Origin of the sequence: Actinomycetospora lutea, from assembly GCF_028737205.1 — a bacterium.
GTDB classification, from domain to species: domain Bacteria; phylum Actinomycetota; class Actinomycetes; order Mycobacteriales; family Pseudonocardiaceae; genus Actinomycetospora; species Actinomycetospora lutea.
Genome location: NZ_JAQZAL010000034.1, coordinates 25161 through 49419, shown reverse-complemented (window position 1 = coordinate 49419; position 24259 = coordinate 25161). Strand labels below are relative to the sequence as shown.

General features: G+C 75.4%; 22 protein-coding genes and 1 pseudogene. 11 read left to right on the top strand and 12 right to left on the bottom strand.

Translation table 11 applies throughout. The features are described 5' to 3' along the window. Positions 1-7: 7 nt before the first annotated feature. On the bottom strand, positions 8-1180 hold the full coding sequence (locus tag PHK61_RS27190) for a serine hydrolase domain-containing protein (RefSeq protein WP_274284158.1): 1173 nt from the start codon (positions 1178-1180) through the stop codon (positions 8-10). 109 nt (positions 1181-1289) lie between these two features. Here PHK61_RS27190 and PHK61_RS27185 point away from each other — a divergent pair. The 3 genes and pseudogenes from PHK61_RS27185 to PHK61_RS27175 all read left to right on the top strand — a co-directional run bounded on the left by PHK61_RS27185 (position 1290) and on the right by PHK61_RS27175 (position 4281). Further along, a pseudogene (locus PHK61_RS27185) lies at positions 1290-1834 on the top strand (DinB family protein). A gap of 29 nt (positions 1835-1863) precedes the next feature. Next, complete coding sequence (gene wsfD, locus PHK61_RS27180; RefSeq protein ID WP_274284157.1) at positions 1864-3366, top strand: glycan biosynthesis hexose transferase WsfD; 1503 nt, start codon at positions 1864-1866, stop codon at positions 3364-3366. 9 nt (positions 3367-3375) lie between these two features. Continuing rightward, the gene (locus PHK61_RS27175) at positions 3376-4281 is read left to right on the top strand and encodes an NADP-dependent oxidoreductase (RefSeq protein WP_274284156.1); all 906 of its coding nucleotides are present in this window, start codon (positions 3376-3378) and stop codon (positions 4279-4281) included. 103 nt (positions 4282-4384) lie between these two features. Here PHK61_RS27175 and PHK61_RS27170 read toward each other — a convergent pair whose 3' ends face one another. From PHK61_RS27170 to PHK61_RS27155, 4 genes are read right to left on the bottom strand one after another with little or no spacing between them, the layout of a single operon-like run. Further along, entirely contained in the window at positions 4385-5782 is a 1398-nt protein-coding gene (locus PHK61_RS27170) for a uracil-xanthine permease family protein (protein ID WP_420791443.1), read from the bottom strand. 24 nt (positions 5783-5806) lie between these two features. Then, positions 5807-6376 (bottom strand): TetR/AcrR family transcriptional regulator, encoded by a 570-nt coding sequence (locus tag PHK61_RS27165; protein ID WP_274284155.1) that lies wholly within the window; start codon positions 6374-6376, stop codon positions 5807-5809. 34 nt (positions 6377-6410) lie between these two features. Further along, on the bottom strand, positions 6411-6605 hold the full coding sequence (locus PHK61_RS27160) for a ferredoxin (protein ID WP_274284154.1): 195 nt from the start codon (positions 6603-6605) through the stop codon (positions 6411-6413). Positions 6606-6630: 25 nt separating this feature from the next. Next, positions 6631-7809, bottom strand: a complete 1179-nt coding sequence (locus tag PHK61_RS27155; protein ID WP_274284153.1) for a cytochrome P450 — start codon at positions 7807-7809, stop codon at positions 6631-6633. A gap of 107 nt (positions 7810-7916) precedes the next feature. Between PHK61_RS27155 and PHK61_RS27150 the strand changes: the two genes are divergently transcribed. Further along, positions 7917-8618: an SDR family NAD(P)-dependent oxidoreductase gene (locus PHK61_RS27150; RefSeq protein ID WP_274284152.1), complete on the top strand. Its 702-nt coding sequence runs from the start codon at positions 7917-7919 to the stop codon at positions 8616-8618. Between the two features lie 39 nt (positions 8619-8657). Here PHK61_RS27150 and PHK61_RS27145 read toward each other — a convergent pair whose 3' ends face one another. Beyond that, entirely contained in the window at positions 8658-9545 is an 888-nt protein-coding gene (locus PHK61_RS27145; RefSeq protein WP_274284151.1) for a LysR substrate-binding domain-containing protein, read from the bottom strand. Positions 9546-9699: 154 nt separating this feature from the next. On the opposite strand from PHK61_RS27145, the gene PHK61_RS27140 reads away from it, so the two are divergent. Both PHK61_RS27140 and PHK61_RS27135 read left to right on the top strand, forming a co-directional pair. Further along, positions 9700-10809 carry an FAD-dependent oxidoreductase gene (locus PHK61_RS27140; protein WP_274284150.1) on the top strand — a complete coding sequence of 370 codons (1110 nt, stop codon included), beginning with the start codon at positions 9700-9702 and terminating at the stop codon, positions 10807-10809. Positions 10810-10994: 185 nt separating this feature from the next. After that, positions 10995-11900, top strand: coding sequence for a GDSL-type esterase/lipase family protein (locus PHK61_RS27135; RefSeq protein WP_274284149.1), 906 nt, complete (start codon positions 10995-10997; stop codon positions 11898-11900). Between the two features lie 6 nt (positions 11901-11906). Here PHK61_RS27135 and PHK61_RS27130 read toward each other — a convergent pair whose 3' ends face one another. The 6 genes from PHK61_RS27130 to PHK61_RS27105 form a co-directional block, all read right to left on the bottom strand. Then, complete coding sequence (locus PHK61_RS27130; RefSeq protein ID WP_274284148.1) at positions 11907-12623, bottom strand: PIG-L deacetylase family protein; 717 nt, start codon at positions 12621-12623, stop codon at positions 11907-11909. Between the two features lie 34 nt (positions 12624-12657). Continuing rightward, positions 12658-13032, bottom strand: a complete 375-nt coding sequence (locus tag PHK61_RS27125) for an MmcQ/YjbR family DNA-binding protein (protein ID WP_274284147.1) — start codon at positions 13030-13032, stop codon at positions 12658-12660. Between the two features lie 13 nt (positions 13033-13045). Continuing rightward, entirely contained in the window at positions 13046-13192 is a 147-nt protein-coding gene (locus PHK61_RS27120) for a hypothetical protein (protein WP_274284146.1), read from the bottom strand. A gap of 40 nt (positions 13193-13232) precedes the next feature. Further along, the gene (locus PHK61_RS27115; protein WP_274284145.1) at positions 13233-14441 is read right to left on the bottom strand and encodes a hypothetical protein; all 1209 of its coding nucleotides are present in this window, start codon (positions 14439-14441) and stop codon (positions 13233-13235) included. A gap of 140 nt (positions 14442-14581) precedes the next feature. After that, positions 14582-15397: an Fpg/Nei family DNA glycosylase gene (locus PHK61_RS27110; RefSeq protein WP_274284144.1), complete on the bottom strand. Its 816-nt coding sequence runs from the start codon at positions 15395-15397 to the stop codon at positions 14582-14584. 212 nt (positions 15398-15609) lie between these two features. Further along, entirely contained in the window at positions 15610-16080 is a 471-nt protein-coding gene (locus tag PHK61_RS27105) for a ribose-5-phosphate isomerase (RefSeq protein WP_274284143.1), read from the bottom strand. A 132-nt stretch (positions 16081-16212) separates the two neighbouring features. On the opposite strand from PHK61_RS27105, the gene PHK61_RS27100 reads away from it, so the two are divergent. The 5 genes from PHK61_RS27100 to PHK61_RS27080 all read left to right on the top strand — a co-directional run bounded on the left by PHK61_RS27100 (position 16213) and on the right by PHK61_RS27080 (position 24252). Continuing rightward, positions 16213-18774 carry a glutamate--cysteine ligase gene (locus PHK61_RS27100; RefSeq protein WP_274284142.1) on the top strand — a complete coding sequence of 854 codons (2562 nt, stop codon included), beginning with the start codon at positions 16213-16215 and terminating at the stop codon, positions 18772-18774. A 21-nt stretch (positions 18775-18795) separates the two neighbouring features. Continuing rightward, positions 18796-20571 carry an N-acetylglutaminylglutamine amidotransferase gene (locus PHK61_RS27095; RefSeq protein ID WP_274284141.1) on the top strand — a complete coding sequence of 592 codons (1776 nt, stop codon included), beginning with the start codon at positions 18796-18798 and terminating at the stop codon, positions 20569-20571. A 14-nt stretch (positions 20572-20585) separates the two neighbouring features. Further along, positions 20586-22442 carry a prolyl oligopeptidase family serine peptidase gene (locus PHK61_RS27090; protein WP_274284140.1) on the top strand — a complete coding sequence of 619 codons (1857 nt, stop codon included), beginning with the start codon at positions 20586-20588 and terminating at the stop codon, positions 22440-22442. Positions 22443-22627: 185 nt separating this feature from the next. After that, complete coding sequence (locus PHK61_RS27085; RefSeq protein WP_274284139.1) at positions 22628-22984, top strand: type VII secretion target; 357 nt, start codon at positions 22628-22630, stop codon at positions 22982-22984. Further along, complete coding sequence (locus PHK61_RS27080) at positions 22984-24252, top strand: RNase A-like domain-containing protein (protein ID WP_274284138.1); 1269 nt, start codon at positions 22984-22986, stop codon at positions 24250-24252. The genes PHK61_RS27085 and PHK61_RS27080 overlap by 1 nt, the downstream gene beginning before the upstream one ends. Positions 24253-24259: the final 7 nt, after the last annotated feature.

Genomic DNA, 24259 nt, shown 5'->3' with positions numbered 1-24259 from the left:
ACGGACCTCACAGGGCCGCGTAGAGCGCCGACTCGAAGTCGCCGTAGAGCTTCCACGCCTCGTGCTCGGAGATGAACGGCAGCGAGTTGGTGTAGATCGACGCGCAGATGCCCGTCGTGCGGTCGATCCAGAAGTGCGTGTTGAGCAGGCCGGCCCACGCACCGCTCCACGCCCGCCGACGGCCGGGGACGTCCTCGGTGTTGAGCAGCAGCCCGTAGCCCCAGGTCCAGCCCGGACCGAGGTGCAGCGTGTCGGTGGTCGCGGGGTCGGCGCTCGCGATCTCCTCCGGCAGCGGGAGGCCGCCGAGCTGGTCGGAGAACGCGGCGTCGACGGTCTCCTGGCGCAGGATCCGCGTCCCGTCGAGCTCGCCGCCGCGCAGCAGGGCGCGCTCGAAACGGATGTAGTCCCGGGGCGTCGAGTGCAGGCCGTGCCCGCCGGGCCACCACTCGGGGTGGTCCGGGAGGAAGTTGCCGACCGACATCCACGCGCCGTCCTCGCCGCGCACGTGCACCGGGGTCTTGTTGCCCTGCCGACCGTCGTCGAGGGCGAACATCGTGTCGTCCATGCCGAGCGGGCCGGTGACGTTCTCCTTGATGACGACGTCGAGCGTCGTGCCCGCGACGGCCTCGACGACCTGGCCGAGCCAGTCGGTGTTGATGCCGTACTCGAAGCGCGTGCCCGGGTCGGCGACCGTCGGCGCGAAGAGCGCCCGCTTGTCGCCGGGCACCACGTTCGGGTGCCCCGTGAGCTGCTCGTACCGGCCGATGTCGGCGTTCCAGAACCAGTAGCTCAGGCCCGAGGTGTGGGTGACGAGCTGCTTGACGGTGGCCTTGCTCGCGGGCTCGCGCAGCCGGGGGGCGTCGCCGTCGAAGCCGTCGAGCACCTGGATCCCGGCGAACGACGGGACGTACTCCTCGACCGGCGCGTCGAGGTCCAGCTCGCCGCGCTCCACCTGCTGCAATGCGGTGGTCGTGGCGATCATCTTGGTCATCGACATGATCCGGAAGTGGGTGCTGCCGGAGACCTGGTCGTCCTCACCCACGGCCCGCGGCCCGGAGCCGCCCTCGTAGAACACGCCGTCGGCGTCGGCGGCGATCGCGACGACGTGCGGCACGGCCCCGGCCTCGACCGCGCCCGCCAGTACCTGGTCGATCCCGGATCCGTCGATCGTCCTGCTCATATGGTGAACCTCCTGGAGTGATCGGCAGCACACAGTCTGCTGCGCCCACGGTCCTGACGTCCCCGTCCGACCGGGCAGGGCCGTCGGTCCCCCTCGCTACCGTCACGGCGTGGCCCTGGACTGGAACGCCCTGCTGCTCGACCAGGTCGACTTCCCGTGGCGCGTGTGGCGCCCACGCCTGGACGGGCTGACCGACGAGCAGTACGCGTGGGAGCCCGCCCCGGGCGCGTGGGGCGTGCGGCCCCGCGCGGAGGCGACGACGCCGATGGCGGCGGGCGCGGGTGACCTGGTGATCGACTTCGCGTTCCCGGAGCCGGACCCCCGCCCGTCACGACCATCGCCTGGCGCCTCGGGCACGTCATCGTCGGCGTGCTCGGGATGCGCGTCGCGGGACACTTCGGCGGCCCCCCGGTCGACTACGCCACCCACCACTACGCCGCGACCGCTCGCGAGGCCCTCGTCCAGCTCGACGACGCCTACGCGGCGTGGACCGCGGGCGTGCGCGAGGCCGACCTCGAGGCGCCGTGCGGGCCGAGCGAGGGGCCCTACGCCGACGCGCCGATGGCGATGCTCGTGCTGCACATCCACCGCGAGCTGCTGCACCACGGCGCCGAGATCGCGCTGCTGCTCGACCTGCACCGGGCCCGGAGCTGACCCGCGCCCCTCGGGCATCATGGGCGCCGATGGCCACCGGGACGGCGGACGTGACCGACACGAGCGAGACCTCCCGGCCGGGGCCACCCGCGCAGCGGGCGCACCGCGTCCTGCTCGGTGTCGTCGCCGGACTCGCCGCGTCGCTGGTGGTCGTGCTCGGTGCCCGGCTGTTCCGCGGGAGCCCGCTGGGCGTCGAGGACAACGGCGACGGCTACCGCCTCTACTGCGGCGCGGGGCTGCGACCCGACACCCTCGACGGCTTCGCCAGCTGGCAGGAGGGCTGGGTCCGCTCGTACGCGATCGGCCCGCCGACCTGTGCCGACCCGGTCCCGTCCTCCTCGCTGGTGATCGCGCGCGCCACGACGCACCTCACGTCGGGCACGTGGTCGCCGGTGGTGCTCGGGTGGACGTACGCGCTGCTGGTCGGCCTGGTCGTGGGTGCCGGCGCGTGGGCCGCATCGGCCGCGGGGCGACGACGCGCGCTCGCCGTCGCGGTCCCGGTGCTCCCGCTCGCGGCGGCCACCTTCCCGCGCTTCTTCGTCTCCACCTACAACGAGCCCGGCGGTCTGCTCGGCACCCTGACGGTCGGGGTCGGCGTCGCCGCGGTGCTCGCGACCCGCCCCGATCACCGGTCCGCGCGGGTCACGGCGCTCGTGCTCACCGCCGTCGGCGGGCTGGTCGCGACCACCGCGAAGGTCGCCTACGTCCCGGTGCTCGCCGCGGCGGTACTTGTCTGCGCGCTCACGGCCGTCGGCGTCCGGCACGCGCGCCGCGCCGGTCCCGCGCTCGCCGTCGTGACGGCCTTCGTGGCCGTCCTGCCCGTGACGGCCGCGCTCGAGCGCCAGCAGGAGTTCTACGGGTCCGTCAACGCGCACAACCTGGTCTTCACCACCGTCCTGCTCGAGCTCGGCCCGCCCGCGGCCGCCGAGCTGGGCCTGCCGCCCGACGCCGTCGCGCTCACCGGCAACGGCTACTTCAACGGCCCGCCGCGCCCGGACAACACGCCGTGGTGGGAGGGCGCGATCCTCGACCGGCCCGCCGAGACGCGACGCGCGGCGCTGCTGCTGCTCGCCGAGCACCCGGCGGTCGCGGCGCGGGCGGTCGGCGTCGGACTGCAGGCCACGACGCTCGCCGACCTCCCCTACCTCGACTCCGGACCGGCCTCGCCGTCGAGGCTCTCGGCGCCCTCGGGGAACCCCGGCTGGTCGGGGGCGCGCCAGCCCGACCTCGCGCAGGTCCTCGCCGACCCCCGCCTCCCGCCGTGGTTGCCGACCGCGCTGGTGGTGGTCGCCCTCGCCGCGGCGGCGACCGCGCGGTGGCAGGGCCGCGCGGGGCGCTGGTCGCTCGCCGCGGGGCTGGCCGCCGGCACCGCGCTCGGGCTCGTCGTCGTCGCGGTCGCCGGGGACGGCTACGTCGAGGTGTTCAAGCACGTGTGGCTCGCCGCGTACCTGCTCGCGCTGTCCGGGCTGTCGCTGGCCGGGGCGGTCGCGACCGGTCTGCTCGCCACGTGGAGGGCCCGCCGCGGGGAGTAGGAAGGAGCCGTGCGCGCGTACGGATTCCTCCGGGCCGGCGGCCCCGACCAGCAGGCCTACCTCGACGTCCCGGTGCCCGACCCCGGCCCCGACCAGCTCCTCGTCCGGGTCGCCGCCGCCGGCGTGAACCCGGGCGACTGGCGGCTGCGGCGCGGTGAGTACGGCCACGAGGGCCCGGCGGTGCTCGGCCGCGAGGTGGCCGGCACGGTCGTCGCGCTCGGCCCGGGCGTCACGGGCGTCGCGGTCGGCGACGAGGTGTTCGGCGGCTGCCCGGGCATGGTCGGCGGCTGGGCCGAGCAGGCGCTGGTGACGGCGTCGTTCGCGGCCCACCGCCCGGACGGGGTCTCCGCCCGCGACGCCGCCGCCCTGCCCGTCGCGGCCGGCACCGCGTACGACGCGCTCCAGGCGCTGGACCTGCCCGCCGGCGCCACCCTGCTCGTCAACGGCGCAGGCGGCGGGGTCGGCATCCCCACGGTGCAGCTCGCCCGGGCGCGCGGGCTGCACGTCGTCGGGACCGCGAGCGAGGGCAAGCAGGACCTGCTCGGCGAGCTGGGCGCGACCGCCGTGGTCGGCGGCCACGACGTCGCCCACCACGTGCTCGCGGCGGCACCGCAGGGCGTCGACGGCGTCTTCGACCTGGTCGGCGGCGACGCCCTGCGCGCGGTCGCCCCGCTCGTCGACCCGTCGCGGCTGTTCTCGGTCGCCGACAAGCCCCTGGTCGCCGAACTCGGCGGCCGCGACGTGCCCCGCGACCGCAGCACGGCGGTGCTCGAGGCCCTCGCCGCCCGGGTGGCGGCCGAGGACCTCGACCCGTGGGTGCGCACCGTCCTGCCCTTCGCGCGGGCGGCCGACGCGCTCGCCGCCGTGGAGGACGGGCACGTGCTCGGCAAGGTCGTCATCGCGATGGATGCCTGAGCTGGCGATGTCACCGCGCTGATCCGCGCCTCGCGCGCGACACCGTGCCGGCCGACCTCTACGGCCGTGCCCTGCTCGCGCTGCTCGACGGGCTGGCCACGGGCTAGCGCCCGTCGCGGCCTCTGGGCTGCTCCTCGTGCTGCTCCTGGCGCTGCTCGTCCGGCGCCGGCGTCGACGGCGGTGCCAGCCGCCGCAGCGCGTGGTAGCCGACGATCACGACGATCGAGCCCAGCGCGATCCCCGACAGCGAGCCGCCGCCCGCGGACAGGGCCACGTCACCGATGCCGATGACGATGCCCGCGGCGAGCGGGACGAGGACCTCGGGGCGGGAGAAGTCGACCTTGTTCTCCACCCAGATCCGGGCCCCGAGCAGTCCGATCATCCCGTAGAGCACCACGGTGATCCCGCCGAGCACGCCGCCGGGCGTGGCCGCGACGACCGCGCCGAACTTCGGGCAGAAGCCGATCAGGATCGCGACGACGGCCGCCACCCAGTACGCCGCGGTCGAGTAGACGCGCGTCGCGGCCATGACGCCGATGTTCTCGGCGTAGGTGGTGGTCGGCGAGCCGCCGACGCCGCCGGCGACGGCCGTCGCGATACCGTCGGCGGCGAGCGCGCGGCCGAGGTAGGGGTCGAGGTCCTCGCGGGTCATGCTCGCGACGCCCTTGACGTGCCCGGTGTTCTCGGCGATCAGCGCGATCGCCACGGGCACCACGAGCAGGATCGCCGAGGCGCTGAACGCCGGCAGGTGCAGCCCGGGCAGCTCCGGCGTGCCGAGCGGCAGCCCGATCCACGGCGCCTCGCCGACCCCGGAGAGGTCGACGCGCGGGTGGGTGGACACGACACCCGAGGCGTCCGGGCCGGTGATCGGGCCCAGCGTCGCGTCGAGCAGCAGCGAGAGCCCGAAGCCCACGACGAGCCCGACGAGCACCCCGAGCCGCGAGAGCATGCCGCGACCGGCGACGGCGGTGCCCATGACGACGAGCATCGTGATCAGCGCGACGGCCTCGTCCTGCGGCCAGTAGGTGCCGGCGACGACCGGGGCGAGGTTGAAGCCGATGAGCAGGACGACCGCGCCCGTCACGGCCGGTGGCAGCACGGCGGAGACGAAGCGCGCGCCGCCGAGGTGCACGGCGAGCCCGACGAGGGCGACGACCACGCCGCACACCGCGATCGCCCCGGTGACCTCGGCGCTGGTGCCCCCGTCGGCCCGGACCGCGGCGACGACGCCGACGAACGACGCGCTCGTCCCGAGGTAGCTGGGCACCCGCCCGCGCGTCATCAGCAGGAACAGCATCGTCGCGAGCCCCGAGAGCAGGATCGCGAGGTTGGGGTCGAGGCCCATGAGCACGGGGAACACGAAGGTCGCCCCGAACATCGCCAGCACGTGCTGGGCGCCGAGGCCCACCGTGCGGCCCCACGACAGGCGCTCGTCGGGCTTCACGACCTCGCCGGGCGCGGGCGCCCGACCGTCGCCGTGGACCGTCCATCCCCTCAGCACGGCTGCAGAGACTAGGCGCGCGGATCACCCGGGACGCGCGGCCATCCCGTCGAGCAGCAGGTTGAGGTACCGCGGCCACCGGCGGGCGTCGCGCTCCGCGGTCACCACGGCCATCTGGACGACCACGAACAGGTCCTCGGGCTCGAGGTCGCCGCGGACGACGCCGGCGGCCTGCCCGCGGCGCAGCAGGTCGCCCAGGGGCGCGAGGGTCCGGTCGGCGAGCTCGGGGGTGAAGGCCCCCACCGCCTTGGCGGCGGCGAGCAGGCCGCGGTGGCGGGTGACGCCGTCGACGAGGCCCTCGAGCACGCCGGTGAGCGCCGCCCACGGGTCCTCGACGGCCGCGGCGCGCGCGAGCAGCGGTTCGACGGACTCGGCGACGTAGTCCTCGAGCACCGCGGTGACCAGGTCGTCGCGGCCGGCGAAGCGGCGGTAGAGCGTCGAGGGGGCGACCCCCGCGCGCCGGGCGACCTCCTCGAGCGCCACGTCCGGCCCGTCGGCCTCGAGGGCGGCCCGCGCCGCGGCGAGGATCGCGGCGTGGTTGCGGGCGGCGTCCGCGCGCAGGGGCCGGATCACCGGGTCTGACGGGGCCGACACCGCCCTCACCCTAACCGGTCGTGCTCGACCGGTCTCAGTCCTCGACCAGCGACAGGGCGCCCGACGGGCACTGGGCGACGGCGTTGCGGACCTCGGACTCCTGGTCGGGACCCGGGTACTCCTGGAGCACCAGGACGACCGCGTCGTCGTCCTGGTCGAAGACGTCCTCGGCCGCGAGCACGCAGTTGCCGGCACCGATGCAGATGTCGCGGTCGGCCTGGATCCTCATGGTGGTCCTTCCGGGGTGGTGGTGGTCACCAGGTCACGGGCAGCGCGCGCAGCCCGTGCACCACGGTGGCCGAGCGGAACTCGACCTCGTCGAACGGAATGCCCGGCGCGAGCCCCGGGAACCGTCGCAGCAGCGCGGGGAAGGCCACCGCCATCTCCGCGCGGGCCAGCGGCGCGCCGAGGCAGTGGTGCACGCCGTGCCCGAAGGCCACGTGCGGGGCGATCGCGCGCGTGACGTCGAGGACGTCGGGGTGGTCGGTGGTCACCGGGTCCCGGTTGGCGGCGGGCAGCGAGAGCACGAGCAGCTCGCCGGCGCGGACCGGGCGCCCGCCGACCGTCGTGTCGTGGCGGGCGAGGCGCGGGATGCCCGAGTGCACGACCGACAGGTAGCGCAGCAGCTCCTCGATCGCCGGGGCGACGGCGCCGGGCTCGTCGCGCACGAGGGCGAGCTGGTCGGGCGCGCGCAGCAGGGCGAGCGTCCCGAGGCCCAGCATGTTGGCGGTGGTCTCGTGGCCGGCGATGAGCAGCAGGGACGCGATCCCGATGAGCTCGGAGCGGGACAGGTCGTCGCCGTGCTCGCGGATCAGCATGCCGAGCATGTCGTCGCCGGGTGCGGACCACGCGCGGTCGACGAGCTCGCCCATGTAGGCGCGCGACTCGGCGGCGACGCGCCCGCGCTCCTCGAGGGGGAGGCTCAGGTCGATCTGGCGGGTGGCGCGGCCCTGGAACTCCTCGCGGTCGGCGTACGGGACGCCGAGCAGCTCGCAGATCACGAGGCTGGGCACCGGCAGGGCGAACGCGCCCACCAGGTCGGCCGGGGGGCCGGGGGCGGCCATGGCGTCGAGGTGGTCGTCGACGATCTCGGTGATGCGCGGCTCGAGGCACCGGATGCGCTTGACGGTGAACTCGCCGGTGAGCAGGCGGCGCAGCCGGGTGTGCTCGGGCGGGTCGGTCGCGAGCAGGTTGCCGGCGCGGGGGTCGACGCCGTCCTCGGGGGTGGGCCGCCGGGGCAGGCCCTCGTTGGAGAAGCGCTCGGCGTCGCCGAGCACCTCGCGGACGTCGGCGTAGCGCGTCACCAGCCGGGCGGCGGTGCCGATCGCCGTGCGGATCGTCGGGAAGTCGTCCTCGTCGCGGGCGGCCTGCGTCTCCGGCACGGGCGCGAACCGGTCGCGCTGCATGTGCCGGGGGATGGTCGTGGTGGACATCGTCGCTCCCGTCGTCGGGACGTCGGATGACCCGACCGTACGCGAAGTGACAGTAAACTTTCGTTTGGAGACGTTGGCCGTTGGGCGGCGGCGGGCACTCGCGGGGCATGGGCGAACCGAACGACGGGCGCGTCGTGCTCGTGACCGGGGCCGGGCGCGGGCTCGGCGTCGAGATCGCGCGGCAGCTGGTGGCCGCGGGCGACACGGTGGTGGTCGCGGCGCGCGATCCCGCGGCGGGCGCGTCGACGGCGAAGGAGCTGGGCGACGGCGCCTGGTCGCTGACCCTCGACGTCACCGAGCCCGAGTCCGTGCAGGCCGCCGTGGAGGCGGTCGACCGGCGCCACGGGCGGCTGGACGCGCTGGTGAACAACGCGGCGGTCAACTTCGACCGCGGCGCCGACCCCGTCACCGAGGACCTCGAGGTCGCCGAGGGGGCGTGGCGCACCAACGTCCTCGCCCCGTGGCGCCTGAGCCAGGCGTTCGCCCCGCTGCTGCGCGCCGGCCGCGACCCGGTGATCGTCAACGTGACCAGCGGGCTCGGGTCGCTGGCGCGCATGGGCGCGTCGTCGCCGGCCTACAGCGTGTCGAAGGCCGGCGTGAACGCGCTGACCCGCGTGTTCGCCGACGCGCTGACCCGCGACGGGATCGCCGTGCACGCCGTGTCGCCCGGCTGGACCGCCACCGACATGGGCGGCGCAGGCGGGCGCCCGATCGCCGACGGCGCGGCCGGGATCGTCGACGTCGTCCGCTCCCCCGGCGCTTTCCCCTCCGGCTCGTACCTGCAGGACGGCGAGCACGTCCCCTGGTAGGACGTGCTTGATCCCCTGAGCCACGGCTCGGGAGATCGCTCACGTGCCGAGGGCGCGCGCCGCGTCGACGAAGTGGGCCACGGCGGGCGAGCGGTCGGCGCGGCGCCAGGCGACCTGCAGCGCGACCATCGGCACGTCGCCCGACAGTGGGCGGAACACCACGCCGGGCGGGCGCAGGTTCGCGTAGTACGCCGGCTGCAGCGACACCCCGAGCCCCGCGGCCACGAGGCCGAGCTGGGTCTCGATGTCGGCGCCCTCGGCGACGATGTCCGGGCTGAAGCCGTGGTCGCGGCAGTAGCCCGTGATGATGTCGAAGAACGCCGTGCCCAGCGGCCGGGGCCAGAGCACGAACGGCTCCTCGGCCAGCGCCTCGGGCTCGATCTCGTCCTCCGCCGCCAGCGGGTGGTCGCCCGGCAGCGCGGCGAGCAGCGGCTCGGAGACCAGGTGCTCGACGGCGACCGTCTCCGTCGACGGCGCCGCGCGCACGAGCCCGACGTCGACCCGCCCGTCGGCGATCGCCACGAGCTGCGCGGCGGTGTCCAGCTGGGACACCTCCAGCTGCAGATCGGGGAACGACTCCCGCATCGACCGCAGGATGCGCGGGGTGATCGAGGCCAGCGCCGTCCCCACCGACCCGACGACGAGCAGGCCGACCGCGCCGTTCGACGCCTGCCGCACCAGCGACTGCGCCCGCTCGGCCTCGAACAGCACGCGCGGGGCCGCGTCGAGCAGCACCCGCCCGGCGGGCGTGAGCTCCGTGGCCCGGCTCGAGCGGTCGAACAGGGCCGCGCCGAGGGTCTTCTCCAGCGCGCGGATCTGTTGCGAGAGCGCCGGCTGGCTGACGTGCAGCCGCTTGGCCGCCCGGCTGAAGTGCAGCTCGGAGGCCACGGTGAGGAACACCCGCAGCTGCCGCAGCTCGACGTCCATGACCGTGATCCTGCCCCGCCCACGCCGCCAACGGGGCGAACTCATAAGTCCGACCTGATGAGAGCAGAGGCAGTGACGATCGCCGATCCGGACCACGCGGCCGGGTGAGCGGCGATGGTGGACACGCCGCCGACCCGTCCGGAGTGATCACACCGTGCCTCGCACCGATCTCCGCCACGTGGTCGTCGGCTGCGGGGCCCTCGGCTCCGCCGCGGCCTACTGGCTCTCCCGCGCGCTCGGCGCCCGCGTGCTCGTGCTCGAGCGCGACGCGCCGGGCCGCGGCGCCGACGAGGACCACGCGCGGGTCCTGCGCTACGCCCAGCCGCGCGACGCGTACGCCGCCCTGGCCCGCGAGGCCTACGCCACGTGGCGCGACGTCGAGCGCGTGTCCGGGCAGACGCTGGTCGCCGAGACCGGCGGGCTGGTCATCGAGGACCTGGCCGGCCGCGGTGCCTGCGGGCGGGTCCTCGGGGGCCACGCCGCGGTGGCCGACCGCCACGACGTCGACTTCGAGCTCCTCGACGCCCGCGCCGTGCAGCGCCGCTGGCCGCAGTTCCGCCTCGCGGGCACCGAGGAGGCGATGTACCAGCGGCGCACGGGCATCCTCGACGCCGCGCGCGCCGACGCCACCCACCTCGCGCTCGCCCGCGGGCACGGCGCGGAGGTCCGCGCGCACAGCCCCGTCCGCGCGCTGCGCCCCACCGCCGGCCACGTGGAGGTCGTCCTCGACGACGAGGTCGTCCGCGCCGAGCACGTGGTCGTCGCCGCCGAGGCGGGCACCAACGCGGTCCTCGACGGGCTGGTCGCCCCGGTGCCGCTCACGCTCCACCAGGAGCAGGTGACCTCCTACGCGACACCGCACCTGCTCGACTTCTCGCCCGCCCGCTTCCCGGTGTTCACCTGGCACGGCGCGCAGATCGTCCACGGCTTCCCCGTCGACGGCGAGGTGGCCACGAAGCTCGGGCACGAGGCCTCCACCGACGCGCGGCGCCGGCACGAGTTCCTCGCCGCGCACGTGCCCGGCTTCCTCGGCCCCGAGATCCGCACCAGGACGCGCCTGAGCACCATCCCGCCCGACGGGCACCCGGTGGTCGACACCCTGCCCGGCGAGCCCCGCGTCAGCGTCGGCGTCGGGGCCGGGCACGCGTCCACGTTCGCCTCGCTGCTCGGCCGCGTCCTCGCCGAGCTCGCCACCACCGGGACCAGCCGCCGCCCGATCGGCTCGTTCGCCCTCGACCGCCCCGCCCTCGCCGCCGCGGCCTGACCCGTGGGTCGGCTCGCCGGCCGCCGGCGGCCGACGGTGGACGTCAGCAGGTCCCCCGCGATCACTCCACCCGTGTGGGTGGTCGTCGACCCTCGATGGCGTGACGCCACCCCCTCGTGTGGCTGTCGAGACCGACACTGACCGCCGCCGATGCGGAGTGAGCATTGCGGAGATCGGGGGGCGGCGTGGGCGGTCGCTCGGTGGTGGCGGCGACGCTCGTGGCGGCGACGCTGGTGCTCGGCGCGGCGCAGGCCGCCGCGGCACCGCCTGGCAGCCCGGGCAGCGGCGGCGACGGCGACCGGCGGGTCGCGCTCGGCGACTCCTGGGCCGCCGGGACCGCGGCGGGCGCGGTCGAGGCCGCCTCCGGGACGTGCCGGCGCAGCCCGCTCGCCTACCCGGCCCTGCTCGCCCGCGCCGCCGGCGAGACCGCCTGGACCTCGCGGGCGTGCGCGTCGGCGTCCGGCAGCGGCGGCAACGGGCAGTTCAGCTCGCTCTCGGACACCACCGAGGTCGTCACCGCCACGGTCGGCGCCGACGCCACGGGGCTCGGCGCCCTCGCGGCCGCGTGCTCGAGCGCGGGCACGCCGGCGCGTTGCGACGAGGCGGTCGGCCGCTTCGACCGTGCCCTGCGGACGCTGCCCGGGTCGCTGGACGCGGCGCTCGCCGACGTCCGCCGCCGCGCCCCGCGCGCCGCGGTGACCGTCACCGGCTTCCCCCTGCTCGCGGAGGTGAAGGCCTGCCCGGACGGGGCCGCCGACGCCGCGCGGGCCGCGCGCCTCGACGACGCCGTGAACCGCCTCGACACCGTGCTCGCCGAGCGCGTCACCGCGGCCGGGATGCGCTTCGTCGACGTCCGCCCGGCCTTCGCAGGTCACGGCGTCTGCGCGCCCGCGCCCTGGCTCACCCCGTTCACCGCGGGCGAGGCACTGCTCGCCGGCGGGCCGTCCGCCGACGGGCACGCGCTCGGCGTCCTGCCCGCGCTGGCCGCGGCCGCTCCGGCGCCCGCGCCGGCCCCGAACCCGACGGCCGCCCCCACCGCCCCGGTGCCTCCGGCGGACGGGCGCGCGGCCCCCGGGCTGTTCCCGGGCTGACGCCCGTCAGCCGAAGACCTCGAACGACACCCGCGCCCGGCCGTCCTCGCCGCCGGTGGTCATGAGCACGACCTCGCGGGCCTGCTCGGCGACCGGGCGCGGGTCGAGCGCGGCGAGGTAGGCGGCGTGCTCGGACAGCGAGGCGATCGCGGCCTCCTGGTGGCCGCTCACGTCCATCTCGTGCGTCGGCTGCGTCGAGGCCGCCACCGCGACGCGCTTCACGCCGCCCCACGGCTCGAAGCCCTCGTCGACGAGTTCCGGGAAGATCCACCGGTTGCCGGCGTCGCTCACGGCGTCGATGGTCGCGCGGCCGACCGCCCGGTGGTCGGCGCTGTTCCACGCCCCGGGTCCGAAGGTCTCGTGGTGGCTGTTGACGACCACCATCTCCGGGCGGGCGCGGCGGATCTCGCGGGCGAGGTCGCGGCGCAGGTCGATCCCCTCGACGACCACGCCGTCGCGGTGCCCGAGGAAGCGCACGTCGTGGACGCCGACCGCCGCGGCGCTGCGCCGCTCCTCCTCCTCGCGCACGGCGGCCGCCTGCTCGGGCGGCATGTCGGCGATCCCGGCCTCGCCGCGGGTGACGAGGACGTAGGCCACCTCGCGCCCGGAGGCCGTCCAGGCGGCGACGGCGGCGGCCGTGCCGTACTCGAGGTCGTCGGGGTGGGCGGCCACGGCCAGCACCCGCGCGAAGTCGTCGGGCAGGGCCGGCAGGTCGGTGCTCATGGCGACCAGGGTGGAACCTCGAGCATCGTCGAGGTCAAGGGCCCGGGCCGAGTCGCGCCGCGAGCCGCTTCGGCGCGATGTGGCGGTAGGCGTCGGTGACCACCTCGCGGACCTCGTCCCAGTCGGGCCCCGCGGGCTCGACGTCGAGCCGCAGCCCCAGCCAGCCGCGGTGCCCCACGTAGGGCGGGACGAAGAACCGCTCGGGGTCGGCGGTGACCATCTCCTCCTGCGCCCCCTCGGGCGCGGCCGCCCAGATGGCCAGGTGCTCGTCGCCGTGGTGGTGGCCGACGTAGCTCACGAACATCCTGCGCACGAACCACGACGGCGACCCGTGGCTGATCTTCTCGGTGGTCTCGGGGAGCGCGAGGCACACCTGGCGCAGGCGCTCGACCAGCTCGTCCGGGTGCACCCCGGCATCCTGCCTAGAGGGCCAGGGCGCTCACCAGGGTCGCGATGACGAACACCGCCAGGACGATCAGGGTGACGATGCGGATCCAGGGCCGGTGCGTGGTCACTCCCGGCTCGGAGGCGCCCTCGGTCGGGTCGGTGCGCTCGGCGGGCTCGGTCATCACGTTCCTCACGGACGGGACGGATCGGACACCCTCGAGGCTACCGAGCGGCGGGGCCGACGCTCGCGTGCCGCCCGGAGCTCGGTCCGGGGGTGCCGCGCCGGGCCGCGACCGGGTCCTCGACGTCCGCGCGGTGCCGGGGACGGCGCGGCGCCGGGGCGTCGGCGTCCTGCGCGGCGTGCCGGCGACCGGTGGACCGCGGCGCGTCCCCGGACGCCCGGGCACCGGCTGTCGCCAGCGGCCCGGAGATCGGCGAGGGCGTCCGGGGCGCCGGTGCGGCGTCGAGCGGGAGCTCCGCGAGCACCGGCAGGGGCGTGGACGGGTCGAGCGGGTCGGGCCGGGCGATCCGCGGCGCGGGGTCGGCGTCCGGCCCGGCGCCGAAGGACAGCGAGGAACCGGCCCCGGTCGGCATCGCCGTGGCCGGCCGCGACTCGGTGCGGGTCGCCGCGCTCGTCGCCGTCGTCGCCGAGGCGCGCCGGAGCGCGACGGTGGTCGGGTCGGGCGCGCCGGCGGGCGCCGGGCGCTCGGGGCGCCGGGCCGGGATCGCCACACGCGACGTCGCGACGGGGGCGGCCGCGGTGGTGGCAGCGGTGGGCGCGGCGACCGGGCGCGCGGGCGCCGGGGGCCGCACGGCCGTGGTCCGCGCGGGCTCCGGGCGCGCCGGTCCCGGGCGCGCCGGTCCCGGGCGCACCGGCGCCGGCCGCACGACCTCGGTCGGCGCCGCCGCGGGCCGCTCGACCTCGGTGCGAGGGGCACCGTCCGCAGGCCGCGCGGGCTCGCGGTCCTGCGCATCGTGCCGGTCGCGGGCGGGGCGCGCCGACGCCGGCACCACCTCGGTCCGGGCGGCGCCGGCTGCCGCGGTGCCGGCCGTGCCGTCCGCGCCGTCCGTCCTGCCGGCCGCCGACGCCCCCCGCGGCCGGGGACGGGCCGGGCGGACCGGCACCGGGACGATCTCCTCGACGGGTGCGGCCGCGACGGGGACGGGCGCGGGCCGCCGGCGTTCGCGCAGGCGCGTGGCCGCGGCGGAGAGCAGGTAACCGAAGCCGACGAGGCCCCAGAAGGCCACCACGACGATCTGGATGACGGTCGGGGGGTCGCTGAGCATCGCGACCTGCACCCCCGCGACCGCGAGACCGGCGAGCCCGAGGACGAGCGCGAACCGTGAGCGGGTGGTCAGCTGCCACCGAGAACGCTGCCCCGTCTCCCGACCGATGGGTCGAGCTCCGCTCCGCTCCGTCTCCCGCGCCACGCACACCTCCTCGCCGGGCCGAACGACCCGGACAGAACGGACTCGCCGGGGGACGGTACGTGACCGTTTCGCCCGTTCGGGACAGGCCACGCGTCATCCCCTCGGGTGACGCATCGGCGGCGGGGGGCGAAACGTAACGGTCAGGTCGCGGACTGGCATCGGGCGCACCAGAACAGGTTCCGGCTCGCGTGCGTCCGTTCGCTGATCTCCGTGCTGCAGACGCGGCACGGCTGGCCCGTCCGGCGGTACACGTACACCTCGCGGCCACAGCTGCGTCGGTGCGGCTGGCCGTGCTCGTGATCACAGGACCGGTGCTCGTGCCGCACGGTGTCGATCGCCCCGCGACGCACGCCGTCGGCGAGCAGGTCGACGAGGTCGGCCCACACCGCCTCCCACCGCTCCCGCCCGAGCTCGCGGCCGGGCAGCAGCGGGTCGATCCCGTGCCGGAAGAGGACCTCGGCGCGGTAGACGTTGCCGACCCCGGCGATCACCGACTGGTCCATGAGCAACGTGGCCAGGGGCGCGCGGGAGCGCGAGATGCGGGCCCAGGCGCCCTCGGGGTCGGTGTCGCGGCGCAGCGGGTCGGCACCGAGCCGGGAGCGCAGCCCGTCGACCTCGCCCTCGGTGAGCACCTCGCAGGCGATCGGCCCCCGCAGGTCGGCCCAGTGGCTCGGCCCGACCATGCGCATCCGGACCTGGCCGCGCGGCGGCGTCACGTCCCCGGTGTGCATCGAGAACTTGCCGTACAGCCCCAGGTGGACGTGCACGACGAGGTCGTCGGCGTAGACGTGGAAGAGGTGCTTGCCGTGGGCGTCGGCACGCTGCAGCACCCGGCCGTCGACCAGCTCGGCGTCCCGCGCGAACCGGCCCTGCGGGGACGACACGGCCACCTCGTGGCCCACGAACCGCCGGGTGTGGGTCCGCACGAGGCGGCGAATCGTGTGGCCTTCGGGCACGCGCCTGCCTACCCCGCCCGGCGGCCGCCCAGTCCCCGGTCCGGGCCCTTCGCCGCTGGACGGCGCGCCCGCAGGAGCAGTCCGATCGGACGGGCAACGAGGACGACGTCAAGCACTGCGCCATGAACGTCCTTTACAGCCTGCAGCAGCGCTCGGAGTGGGACGCGGGGGCCGCTTCGACTACCCGAATCCCGACGACCGCTGAGCGGACGTCACTCCTCGGGCAGCGCCGGGGGCACCCCGGTCTGCTCGTAGTCGGTGAGCATGTCGATGCGGCGCTGGTGGCGCCCGCCCTCGAACGCGGTCGCGAGGAAGGCGTTGACGATCTCGGTGGCCTGCTCGGCGGTGTGCATCCGCGCGCCGACGGCGACGACCTGCGCGTTGTTGTGCTTGCGCGCGAGCTGCGCGGTCTCGACGCTCCACGCGAGCGCCGCCCGGCAGCCCGGGACCTTGTTGGCCGCGATCTGCTCGCCGTTGCCCGAGCCGCCGATCACGATGCCGAGGCTGCCCTGCGCCGACACGGTCCGCAGACCGGTCTGGACGCAGAACGGCGGGTAGTCGTCGTTCGGGTCGAGCTCGGCGGGGCCGACGTCGACGACGTCGTGGCCGGCCTTGGCCAGCTCGCGCAGCAGATGGGCCTTGAGCTCGAACCCTGCGTGGTCCGATCCGACGAAGACGCGCACCCGCGAAGTCTCTCAGGAGACGAAGTGCAGCGAGTGCCCGACCATCGATGAGGTGGGCGGCACGACGCGACGAGGCCCACGATCAGGACCTGAGAAACACTGCTGTGACACGTCACCCCTACCTTGACGCCCATGTCACTGACGCCCGCCCGCGACGTCGTCCTGGGGGTGGAGGAGGAGTTCCACCTCGTCGACCTCGAGACACGGTCCGCCGTGCCGCGGGTGCCCGAGCTCCTCGACGAGCTGCAGTCGCTCGACGGCGAGGCGTTCGCCGCCGAGCTCAAGCCCTCGATCATCGAGACGAACTCGCGGCCCACGGCGGACCTCTCCGACCTGCGCACCGACCTGGTGCGCCTGCGCGGGATGCTCGCCCACATCGCCGACGCGCGGGGCCTGGGCGTGGTCGGCGCCGGCAGCGTGCCCCTGATCGACGGGTCGTCGCAGCAGATCACGCCCTCGCCGCGCTACGAGCGGATGCGCGACGAGTACCAGATGCTGGCGTTCGAGCAGCAGATCTGCGGCACCCAGGTGCACGTCGACGTCCCCGACCGCGACGCGGCGATCGCCGTGATGCAGCACAGCGGGCCGTGGCTGCCGGTGCTGCTCGCGCTCTCGGCCAGCTCGCCGTTCTGGAAGAGCGAGGACACCGGCTACGCCAGCAGCCGCACGCTCGCCTGGCACCGCTGGCCCACCGCCGGCCCCCCGGCGCCCCTGCGCGACGCCGCCGAGTACGACGCGCTCATCGGCGACCTGCTCGCCTCCGGGACGATGTCCGACCCGGGCATGGTCTATTTCGACATGCGGCCCTCGGCGCACCAGGACACGGTCGAGGTCCGCATCTGCGACGCCGGCCCGAGCGTCGACGGCGTCGTGCTCATCGCGGGCCTGGCGCGGGCGCTGGTGCGTCACGGGGTCCGCGCCCACGTCGACGGGCGCCCCACACCCCGCTACCGCCCCGAGCTGCTGCGCGCGGCGAGCTGGCGGGCCGCGCGCTCGGGCCTCGAGGGCGACCTCGTCGACGTGCCGGGCCGCGAGCTCGTGCCGCCGTCGAGGGCGGTGCGCCTCATGCTCGAGCACCTCGCCGACGACCTCGACGAGGCCGGTGACCGCGCGGTCGTCGAGGAACTGGCGCTCGAGGCGCTCGCCCGCGGCAGCTCGGCGGCCCGCCAGCGCCAGCGCGCCAACCGCAGCGGCGGGCTCGAGGCCGTCGTCGACATGCTCGTCGCCGAGACCCGCGGCGCCCCGGACTCCCCCGTCGACGCCCCGGTCGGCACGACCGTCGCCCCGGTGCTGCTCGCCGGCTACGCGCCGCGCGGGTACGACGAGGCCGTCGCGGAGGACGGCACGGTGCGTCCGGCGTACTCGTGGCTGGTCTCGACACTTGAGCGGATCGGGCCGTCCGGGCTGCTCGTCCACGAGAAGAGCCGTGACGCGGAGCAGCGCGCCCGCGCCATGTTCTTCCCCCAGGAGGACGACGCCGAGCGGCTCTTCCCCCTCGACCTCGTCCCGCGCCTGATCCGGCCCGGCGAGTGGGCGACCCTGTCCGAGGGGCTCGTCCAGCGCGCCCGGACCTGCGAGGCCCTGCTGCAGGACCTCCACGGCGAGCGCGCGTGCCTGCACGACGGCGTCCTGCCCGAGTCCGCGCTGCGCTGGATCCCCCGCCCGCACGAGGCCGCGATGAACCTGCACCCCGGATCGGTGCGGGCCCTGGTCAGCGGGCTCGACCTCGTCTGCGACGCCGAGGGCGAGTGGAAGGTCCTCGAGGACAACCTGCGCATCCCCTCGGGCATCGGCTTCGCGATGGCCGACCGCCGCGTGGTGCGCAGCGTCCTGCCCGAGCTCCAGGCCCCGGACGGGGTGCTCGACGCCGACGAGGGCCCGGCGATGCTGCGCGAGGCGCTGCTCGCGTGCGCCCCGCCCGCGGCCGGCGAGAACCCGGTGCTCGCCGTCGTCACCGAAGGACCGAGCGACGCGGCCCACTTCGAGCACCGCATGCTCGCCGAGGAGATGCGCGTGCCGCTGCTCACGCCCGGCGAGCTCCGCGCGGCTGCCGGGATGATCACGATCGCCGCGACCGGGCGGCCCGTCGACGTCCTCTACCGGCGCATCGACGAGGAGGTCCTCTTCGCCGCCACCGACGCGTCCGGCGTCCCGCTCGGCGGACCCGTGCAGGAGGCCGTGCGCACGGGCCGCCTGACGCTCGCCAACGCGCCGGGCAACGGCCTCGTCGACGACAAGGGCGTCTACCCCTACGTCTCGGCGCTCACCGAGTACTACCTGGGCGAGAAGGCGACCCTCGCGGCCGTCCCGACCTGGTCGTGCGCCGATCCCGACCAGCGCGACCACGTCCTGGCCCACCTCGACGAGCTGGTGCTCAAGCCCGTCGACGGCTACGGCGGGCAGGGCATCGTCGTCGGCCCCCACGCGGACGCCGCGGAGCTCGAGGCGGCGGCCGCCGCGGTGCGCGCGGACCCCGCGAGCTTCGTCGCGCAGGAGACGATCCGGATCTCCACGCACCCGACGTTCACCGGCACGGCGCTCGAGCCGAGAGTGGTCGACCTGCGGGCGTTCGTGGTCCTCGCACCGACCCCGACGGTGCTGCCGACGCCGCTCACCCGTGTCGCGCCCGCCGACTCCCTCGTGGTCAACTCCTCGCGGGGCGGGGGCTCGAAGGACACCTGGATCCTGCGCTGATCACGACCGAGGAGGCCACACGTGTGCGGCATCGCCGGTGAGTTCCGATTCGACGGCCGCGCGGCCGAGGTCGCGACGGTGCTGGACATGGCCCAGGTCCTCGAGCCCCGCGGGCCCGACGGCTGGGGCGTCGTGGGGCACGGGCCGCTGGCCCTCGCCCACCAGCGGCTCAAGATCATCGACCTGTCCGAGGCGGGCGCCCAGCCGATGGTCGACAGCGACCTCGGCCTGACCGCCGTCTTCAACGGGATCATCTACAACTACAAGGAGCTCCGCGAGGAGCTGCACGCCCAGGGCTACCGGTTCTTCTCCACCTCGGACACCGAGGTGCTGCTCAAGGCCTTCCACCGCTGGGGCAAGGCCTGCGTCGAGCGCTTCAAGGGCATGTTCGCGTTCGCCGTGGCCGACCGCCGCACCGGTGAGCTCGTCCTCGGTCGCGACCGCCTGGGGATCAAGCCGCTCTACGTCGCGCAGGTCCCCGGCGCGCTGCGCTTCGCGTCCTCGCTGCCCGCGCTGCTCGCGGGCGGCGGGCTCAACACCGACGTCGACCGCGTGGCCCTGCACCACTACATGAGCTTCCACTCGGTGGTCCCCGCGCCGCGCACGATCCTGCAGGGCGTCCGCAAGCTGCCGCCGGCCACGATCCGCACGGTCTCCCCCGACGGCGGCACCGACGACTGGCTCTACTGGCAGCCGACGTTCACGCGGAACGGCGAGAAGTCTCAGAAGGAGTGGGCGCAGACCGCGCTGGCGTCGCTGCGCACCGCCGTCGAGCGCCGGATGGTCGCCGACGTCCCCGTCGGCGTGCTGCTCTCCGGCGGCATCGACTCGTCGATCGTCGTGGCCCTGCTCGCCGAGATGGGGCAGTCCGACCTCAAGACGTTCTCGATCGGGTTCGAGGCCGAGGCGGGCGAGACCGGCGACGAGTTCGACTACTCCGACCTGGTCGCGAAGACCTACGGCACCGACCACACGCGGTTCAAGGTCGCCAAGCACGAGACGGACGACGCGCTCGCGGGCGCGGTCGCGGCGATGGCCGAGCCCATGGTCAGCCACGACGTCGTCGCCTTCTACCTGCTCTCGCGCGAGGTCTCGAGGTCGATCAAGGTGGTGCAGTCCGGCCAGGGCGCCGACGAGATCCTCGGCGGCTACGACTGGTACCCGCCGCTGGCCGGGGTGCCGCGCGACGGCGCGCTCGACGCGTACGAGAAGGCGTTCTTCGACCGCCCGCACAGCGAGGTCGCCCAGCTCCTCACGCCCGAGGCGCTCGTGGACGACGACGTCAGCCGGGCGTTCGTCGCGAAGCACTTCGGCCGGCCCGGCGCCGACTCGGCCGTGGACGCGGCACTGCGCCTCGACACCACGATCATGCTCGTCGACGACCCCGTGAAGCGCGTCGACAACATGACGATGGCGTGGGGCCTCGAGGCGCGCGTGCCGTTCCTCGACCACGAGTTCGTCGAGACGATGGGCGCCTGCCCGCCCGAGTACAAGCTCGCCGACGGCGGCAAGGGCGTGCTCAAGGCCGCGGCCCGCGGGGTGCTGCCCGACGAGATCATCGACCGGAAGAAGGGCTACTTCCCGGTCCCGGCGATCCGCCAGCTCTCCGGGCCGGTCCTCGAGCGCGTGCGGGGCGCCCTCACCGACCCCGCTGCCACCTCCCGCGGGCTCTTCCGGGCCGACGCCGTCGCGCAGATGCTCGACAACCCCAACTCGGGGCGCACCAACCTCGGCGCCAACGCCCTGTGGCAGGTCGCACTGCTGGAGATGTGGCTGCAGGCCCACGGCATCACGTAGGTAGCGTGCGGGCCGTGGACGAGTGGATCAGCGCGACGCGTTGCTGGTCGCCGAGCCCCTCCCCGGACGGGACGACGATCGCGTTCGTCTGGGACGGGGACGGCCGGCCGCAGGTCCGCATGCACCGCCGCGCCACCGGCGAGGAGTGGTCGCTCGACACGGGTGACGACCTCGTCTCGACCGTCCGCTGGTCCCCCGACGGCGCCTGGCTCGCGGTCGAGACCGCCCCCGACGGCGGCGAGCGCACCCAGGTCGCGATCGTGCGCCCCGACGGCACCGACCTGCGGCCCGTCCGGGGGGTCGGCGACGACGACCGGGGCGCGGTCACCCTCGACCGCTTCACGCACACCGGCTCGGTCCTCGCGATCACCGAGTCGGACACCGAGACGACGACGGCGTGGCTGGTCGACGCCGACAGCGGGCAGCGCCAGCGCCTGGGCTCCGGGCACGCCCTGCAGATCCTCGACGTGAGCCGCGACCGGCGCCGCGTGCTGCTGCGCCGCGGCCGCCGCGGGTCCCGCCACGTCGGCATCGTCGACCTCGACGGCACCGAGGGCTGGCACGAGATCGACGTTCAGCGCGGCCCCGGCGGCCCGCCCGGCGCCGTCGAGCACCCCGTCGCGATCACCCGCGACTCCAGCGTCGTCGCCGGCCGCTTCACCCCCGACGGCACGAAGATGCTGCTGCTCACCGACGGCGGCCGCGAACGGGCCGCGCTCGTGGCCGTCGACGTCGCCACCGACGCGAGCCCCATGACCCCGGAGGTGCTCGCCGAGCGCACCGACGCTGAGCTCGAGCGGTTCGCGCTCACCGAGGACGCCGGGCTCGCCGCGCTCGTGTGGAACGTGGAGGGGCGCAGCGAGGTCGACCTGCTCGACCTCGGCTCGGGCAAGTGCTCGTCGTACGCCCCGCCCGGCGACGTCGTCGTCAGCGCGATCTTCAGCCACGACGGCGACTCGCTGGTCATGGGCATCCAGTCGCCCGAGGTCCCGGCCGCCGTGTGGTGCCACGAGCTGTCGTCGGACACGACGGCCCTGATCTGCCCGCAGGAGGAGCCGCGCTGGGCGGCGGGCCAGCTCGTGCACCCGACGCTCGAGGTCGTCAGTACCCCCGACGGCCTGCGCCTGCCCGGCTGGCTCTACCGGCCGCGCGGGCAGGCGGGCCCCTTCCCCACCGTGATCTACCTGCACGGCGGGCCCGAGGCGCAGGAGCGCCCGGTGTTCACGCCGCTCTACCAGCACCTGCTCGCGCGCGGCGTCGCCGTCTACGCCGCCAACGTGCGCGGCTCGTCGGGCTTCGGGCGCTCGTTCGTCAACGCCGACAACGGCGCCGGGCGCTTCGCGGCGATCCGCGACGTGGCGACGTGCGTCGAGCACCTCGTCGAGTCCGGCGTCGCCGACCCGGACCGCGTCGCGGTGATGGGCCGGTCGTACGGCGGCTACCTGACCCTCGCCGCCCTCGTGAACCACCCCGAGCTCTTCGCCGTCGGCATCGACGTGTGCGGCATGGCCGACTTCGAGACGTTCTTCGCCCGCACCGAGCCGTGGATCGCCGACGCCGCGGTCGGCGAGTACGGCCACCCGATCCACGACCGCAACCTGCTGCGCGAGCTCTCTCCCGTGCACCGCATGGAGCACCTGCGCGCGCCCCTGCTCGTCGTGCACGGCAGGTGGGACACCAACGTGCCCGTCCACGAGGCCGAGCTCGCCGTCCACGGCGCCAAGGCCGCCGGCGTGCCCGTGCGCTACCTGCTCTTCGACGACGAGGGCCACGAGATCCAGCGCACCGAGAACCGCGTGCGCTTCATCCACGAGTGCGTCGACTGGCTCGTCGAACACTTCGGGCTCGACGTGCGCGCGGACGCGGGGTAGCTCGCCAGGACGATCTCTCGAGAGTGCCGCTGGTGTCGCCGGTGCGGCGAGTGCACCGGTGACACCCTCGAGAGATCGATGCGGCGAGCAGCCCGCACCCGGATCCCCGACTTCCGCGAAACGCCCTCGGCGCCACCCGCATCCCTGCCAGCATCCGATCCGAGGAGCGATCGGACGGGGGCCGCGTGACCGCACCGGGCGAGGGGTTCGACGTCCGCCCCGAGGAGCTGCGGGCGGGCGCGGCGGCACTGCGCGGGGACGCCGGCGAGCTCGTGGCGGCATGCCGCGCGGCCTCGGCGGCCATCGCCTCGGCGTCCGGGGCCTGCGGCACCGAACCGCTGGCGACGGCAGCGTCCCGGCTCGGCCAGGCGCTCGACGGCGCGGGTGGCACCGTGTCGACGCGGATCACCGACGCGGCCGCGTCGCTCGAGGCCTCGGCGGCCACGTACCGCACCGGCGACGAGGGCGTCGCGGGCGGGCTGGGCGGACCGGCGGCTCCGGGAGCACCACCCGTCCTGCTGCCCGGGCTGGGCGGGCGCTGATGCCCGGCCTCCCCGGCGACCCGGCCGCGGTCGAGGCCGCCGCGGACGCCCTCGCCCGGTCCGCGCAGGACCTCGTTGCGGTCGGCGGAGCGGTGGACGCTCACGGGCGCAGCGCGACCGTGGCGTGGTCCGGGAGCGCCGCGGTGCTCGCGGCGACGACCGTCGGGACCGCCGCCACGGGCGCCCGCACCGCCGCCGACGCCGTGCGCGCCGCCGCCGAGCCGCTGCGGGTGTTCGCGGCCGAGCTCCGCCGGGCGCAGCAGGACTGGCTCGAGGGCGAGCGGATGGCGGTGCAGGGCCGGGCGCTGCTGGTCGGTGTCGGCTCGGGCGCCCCGGCCGACGCCGCCCGCGAGTCCGGGCGCCTCGCGGTCCAGGACGGCACCGCGATCATGCTGTCCGCGGAGGACCGTGCGCGGGGCGCGGCGGAGGTCGCGGCGCGCGCCCTGGACGCGGCCGGCGCGGGCCTGGCGGGCCTCCTCGCGGCCCCGGCGCGCCCGCCCGACGGCAACGCGTGGGACGGGCTGGTCAAGGCCGGCGGGGACGTGGTCGACGAGGTCACCGACACCGTCGGCGGGGTCGTCGACCACGTCAACGTCTTCGGCGACGACGTCGGGGCCACCTGGGCGAGGACCTGGGAGACCACCCAAGCTGCCGTGACCGACCCGCTCGGCGCCGTCGGGACGATCGTCCAGGGCACCGTCGCGCCGGTCGTCGACTCGTACCGGACCGGCGGCCTGGACGAGGCCATCGGCCGCAGCCCCGGCGTCATCGCCGCCGCCCTGGGCGGCAAGGGGCTCACGAAACTCGGACGCCTCGGCGACCTGGCGCCCGATCCAAGTCCGAGCGACCACACACCCATCGCCCCGAACGGAGGGCTCGCGAGCCACCAGGCGGCGGGCGGCCACACGCTCTCCCCGCGCAAGGCCCACGTCGGAGCCACAGATCAAGAACTGCTGGACCGCCAGGCACGGGCACACGACCCGATCGAGGCCTCGACCTACACGGACAGGCCGACAGCTGAGCAGCGGATCCACGAGAACGCTGTCGCCAATCGGGCCGCGATCGAGCAGTGGCTGCAATCGACTCCACCGCCGACCTTGCCGAAGGAGTTCGAGTACGCGCATGGAGAGGTCATTGGTCGCTTCTCACCCGTCACCGCCACCGGTCTGCACGACATCACCGACGCCACGACATCACGCATCGTGTTGCTTCGCGATACGTCGATGCCCGACGGCTATCGCATCCTGACCTCCTACCCGCGCCCCTAGTGAGGAG

Bases quoted from the DNA above. Each gene is read 5' to 3' on its own strand.
- wsfD (WP_274284157.1), top strand. From the start codon at position 1,864: ATGGCCACCGGGACGGCGGACGTGACCGACACGAGCGAGACCTCCCGG.
- PHK61_RS27100 (WP_274284142.1), top strand. From the start codon at position 16,213: ATGTCACTGACGCCCGCCCGCGACGTCGTCCTGGGGGTGGAGGAGGAG.
- PHK61_RS27160 (WP_274284154.1), bottom strand. From the start codon at position 6,605: ATGAGGATCCAGGCCGACCGCGACATCTGCATCGGTGCCGGCAACTGC.
- PHK61_RS27190 (WP_274284158.1), bottom strand. From the start codon at position 1,180: ATGAGCAGGACGATCGACGGATCCGGGATCGACCAGGTACTGGCGGGC.
- PHK61_RS27150 (WP_274284152.1), top strand. From the start codon at position 7,917: ATGGGCGAACCGAACGACGGGCGCGTCGTGCTCGTGACCGGGGCCGGG.
- PHK61_RS27145 (WP_274284151.1), bottom strand. From the start codon at position 9,545: ATGGACGTCGAGCTGCGGCAGCTGCGGGTGTTCCTCACCGTGGCCTCC.
- PHK61_RS27080 (WP_274284138.1), top strand. From the start codon at position 22,984: ATGCCCGGCCTCCCCGGCGACCCGGCCGCGGTCGAGGCCGCCGCGGAC.
- PHK61_RS27120 (WP_274284146.1), bottom strand. From the start codon at position 13,192: ATGACCGAGCCCGCCGAGCGCACCGACCCGACCGAGGGCGCCTCCGAG.
- PHK61_RS27130 (WP_274284148.1), bottom strand. From the start codon at position 12,623: ATGAGCACCGACCTGCCGGCCCTGCCCGACGACTTCGCGCGGGTGCTG.
- PHK61_RS27155 (WP_274284153.1), bottom strand. From the start codon at position 7,809: ATGTCCACCACGACCATCCCCCGGCACATGCAGCGCGACCGGTTCGCG.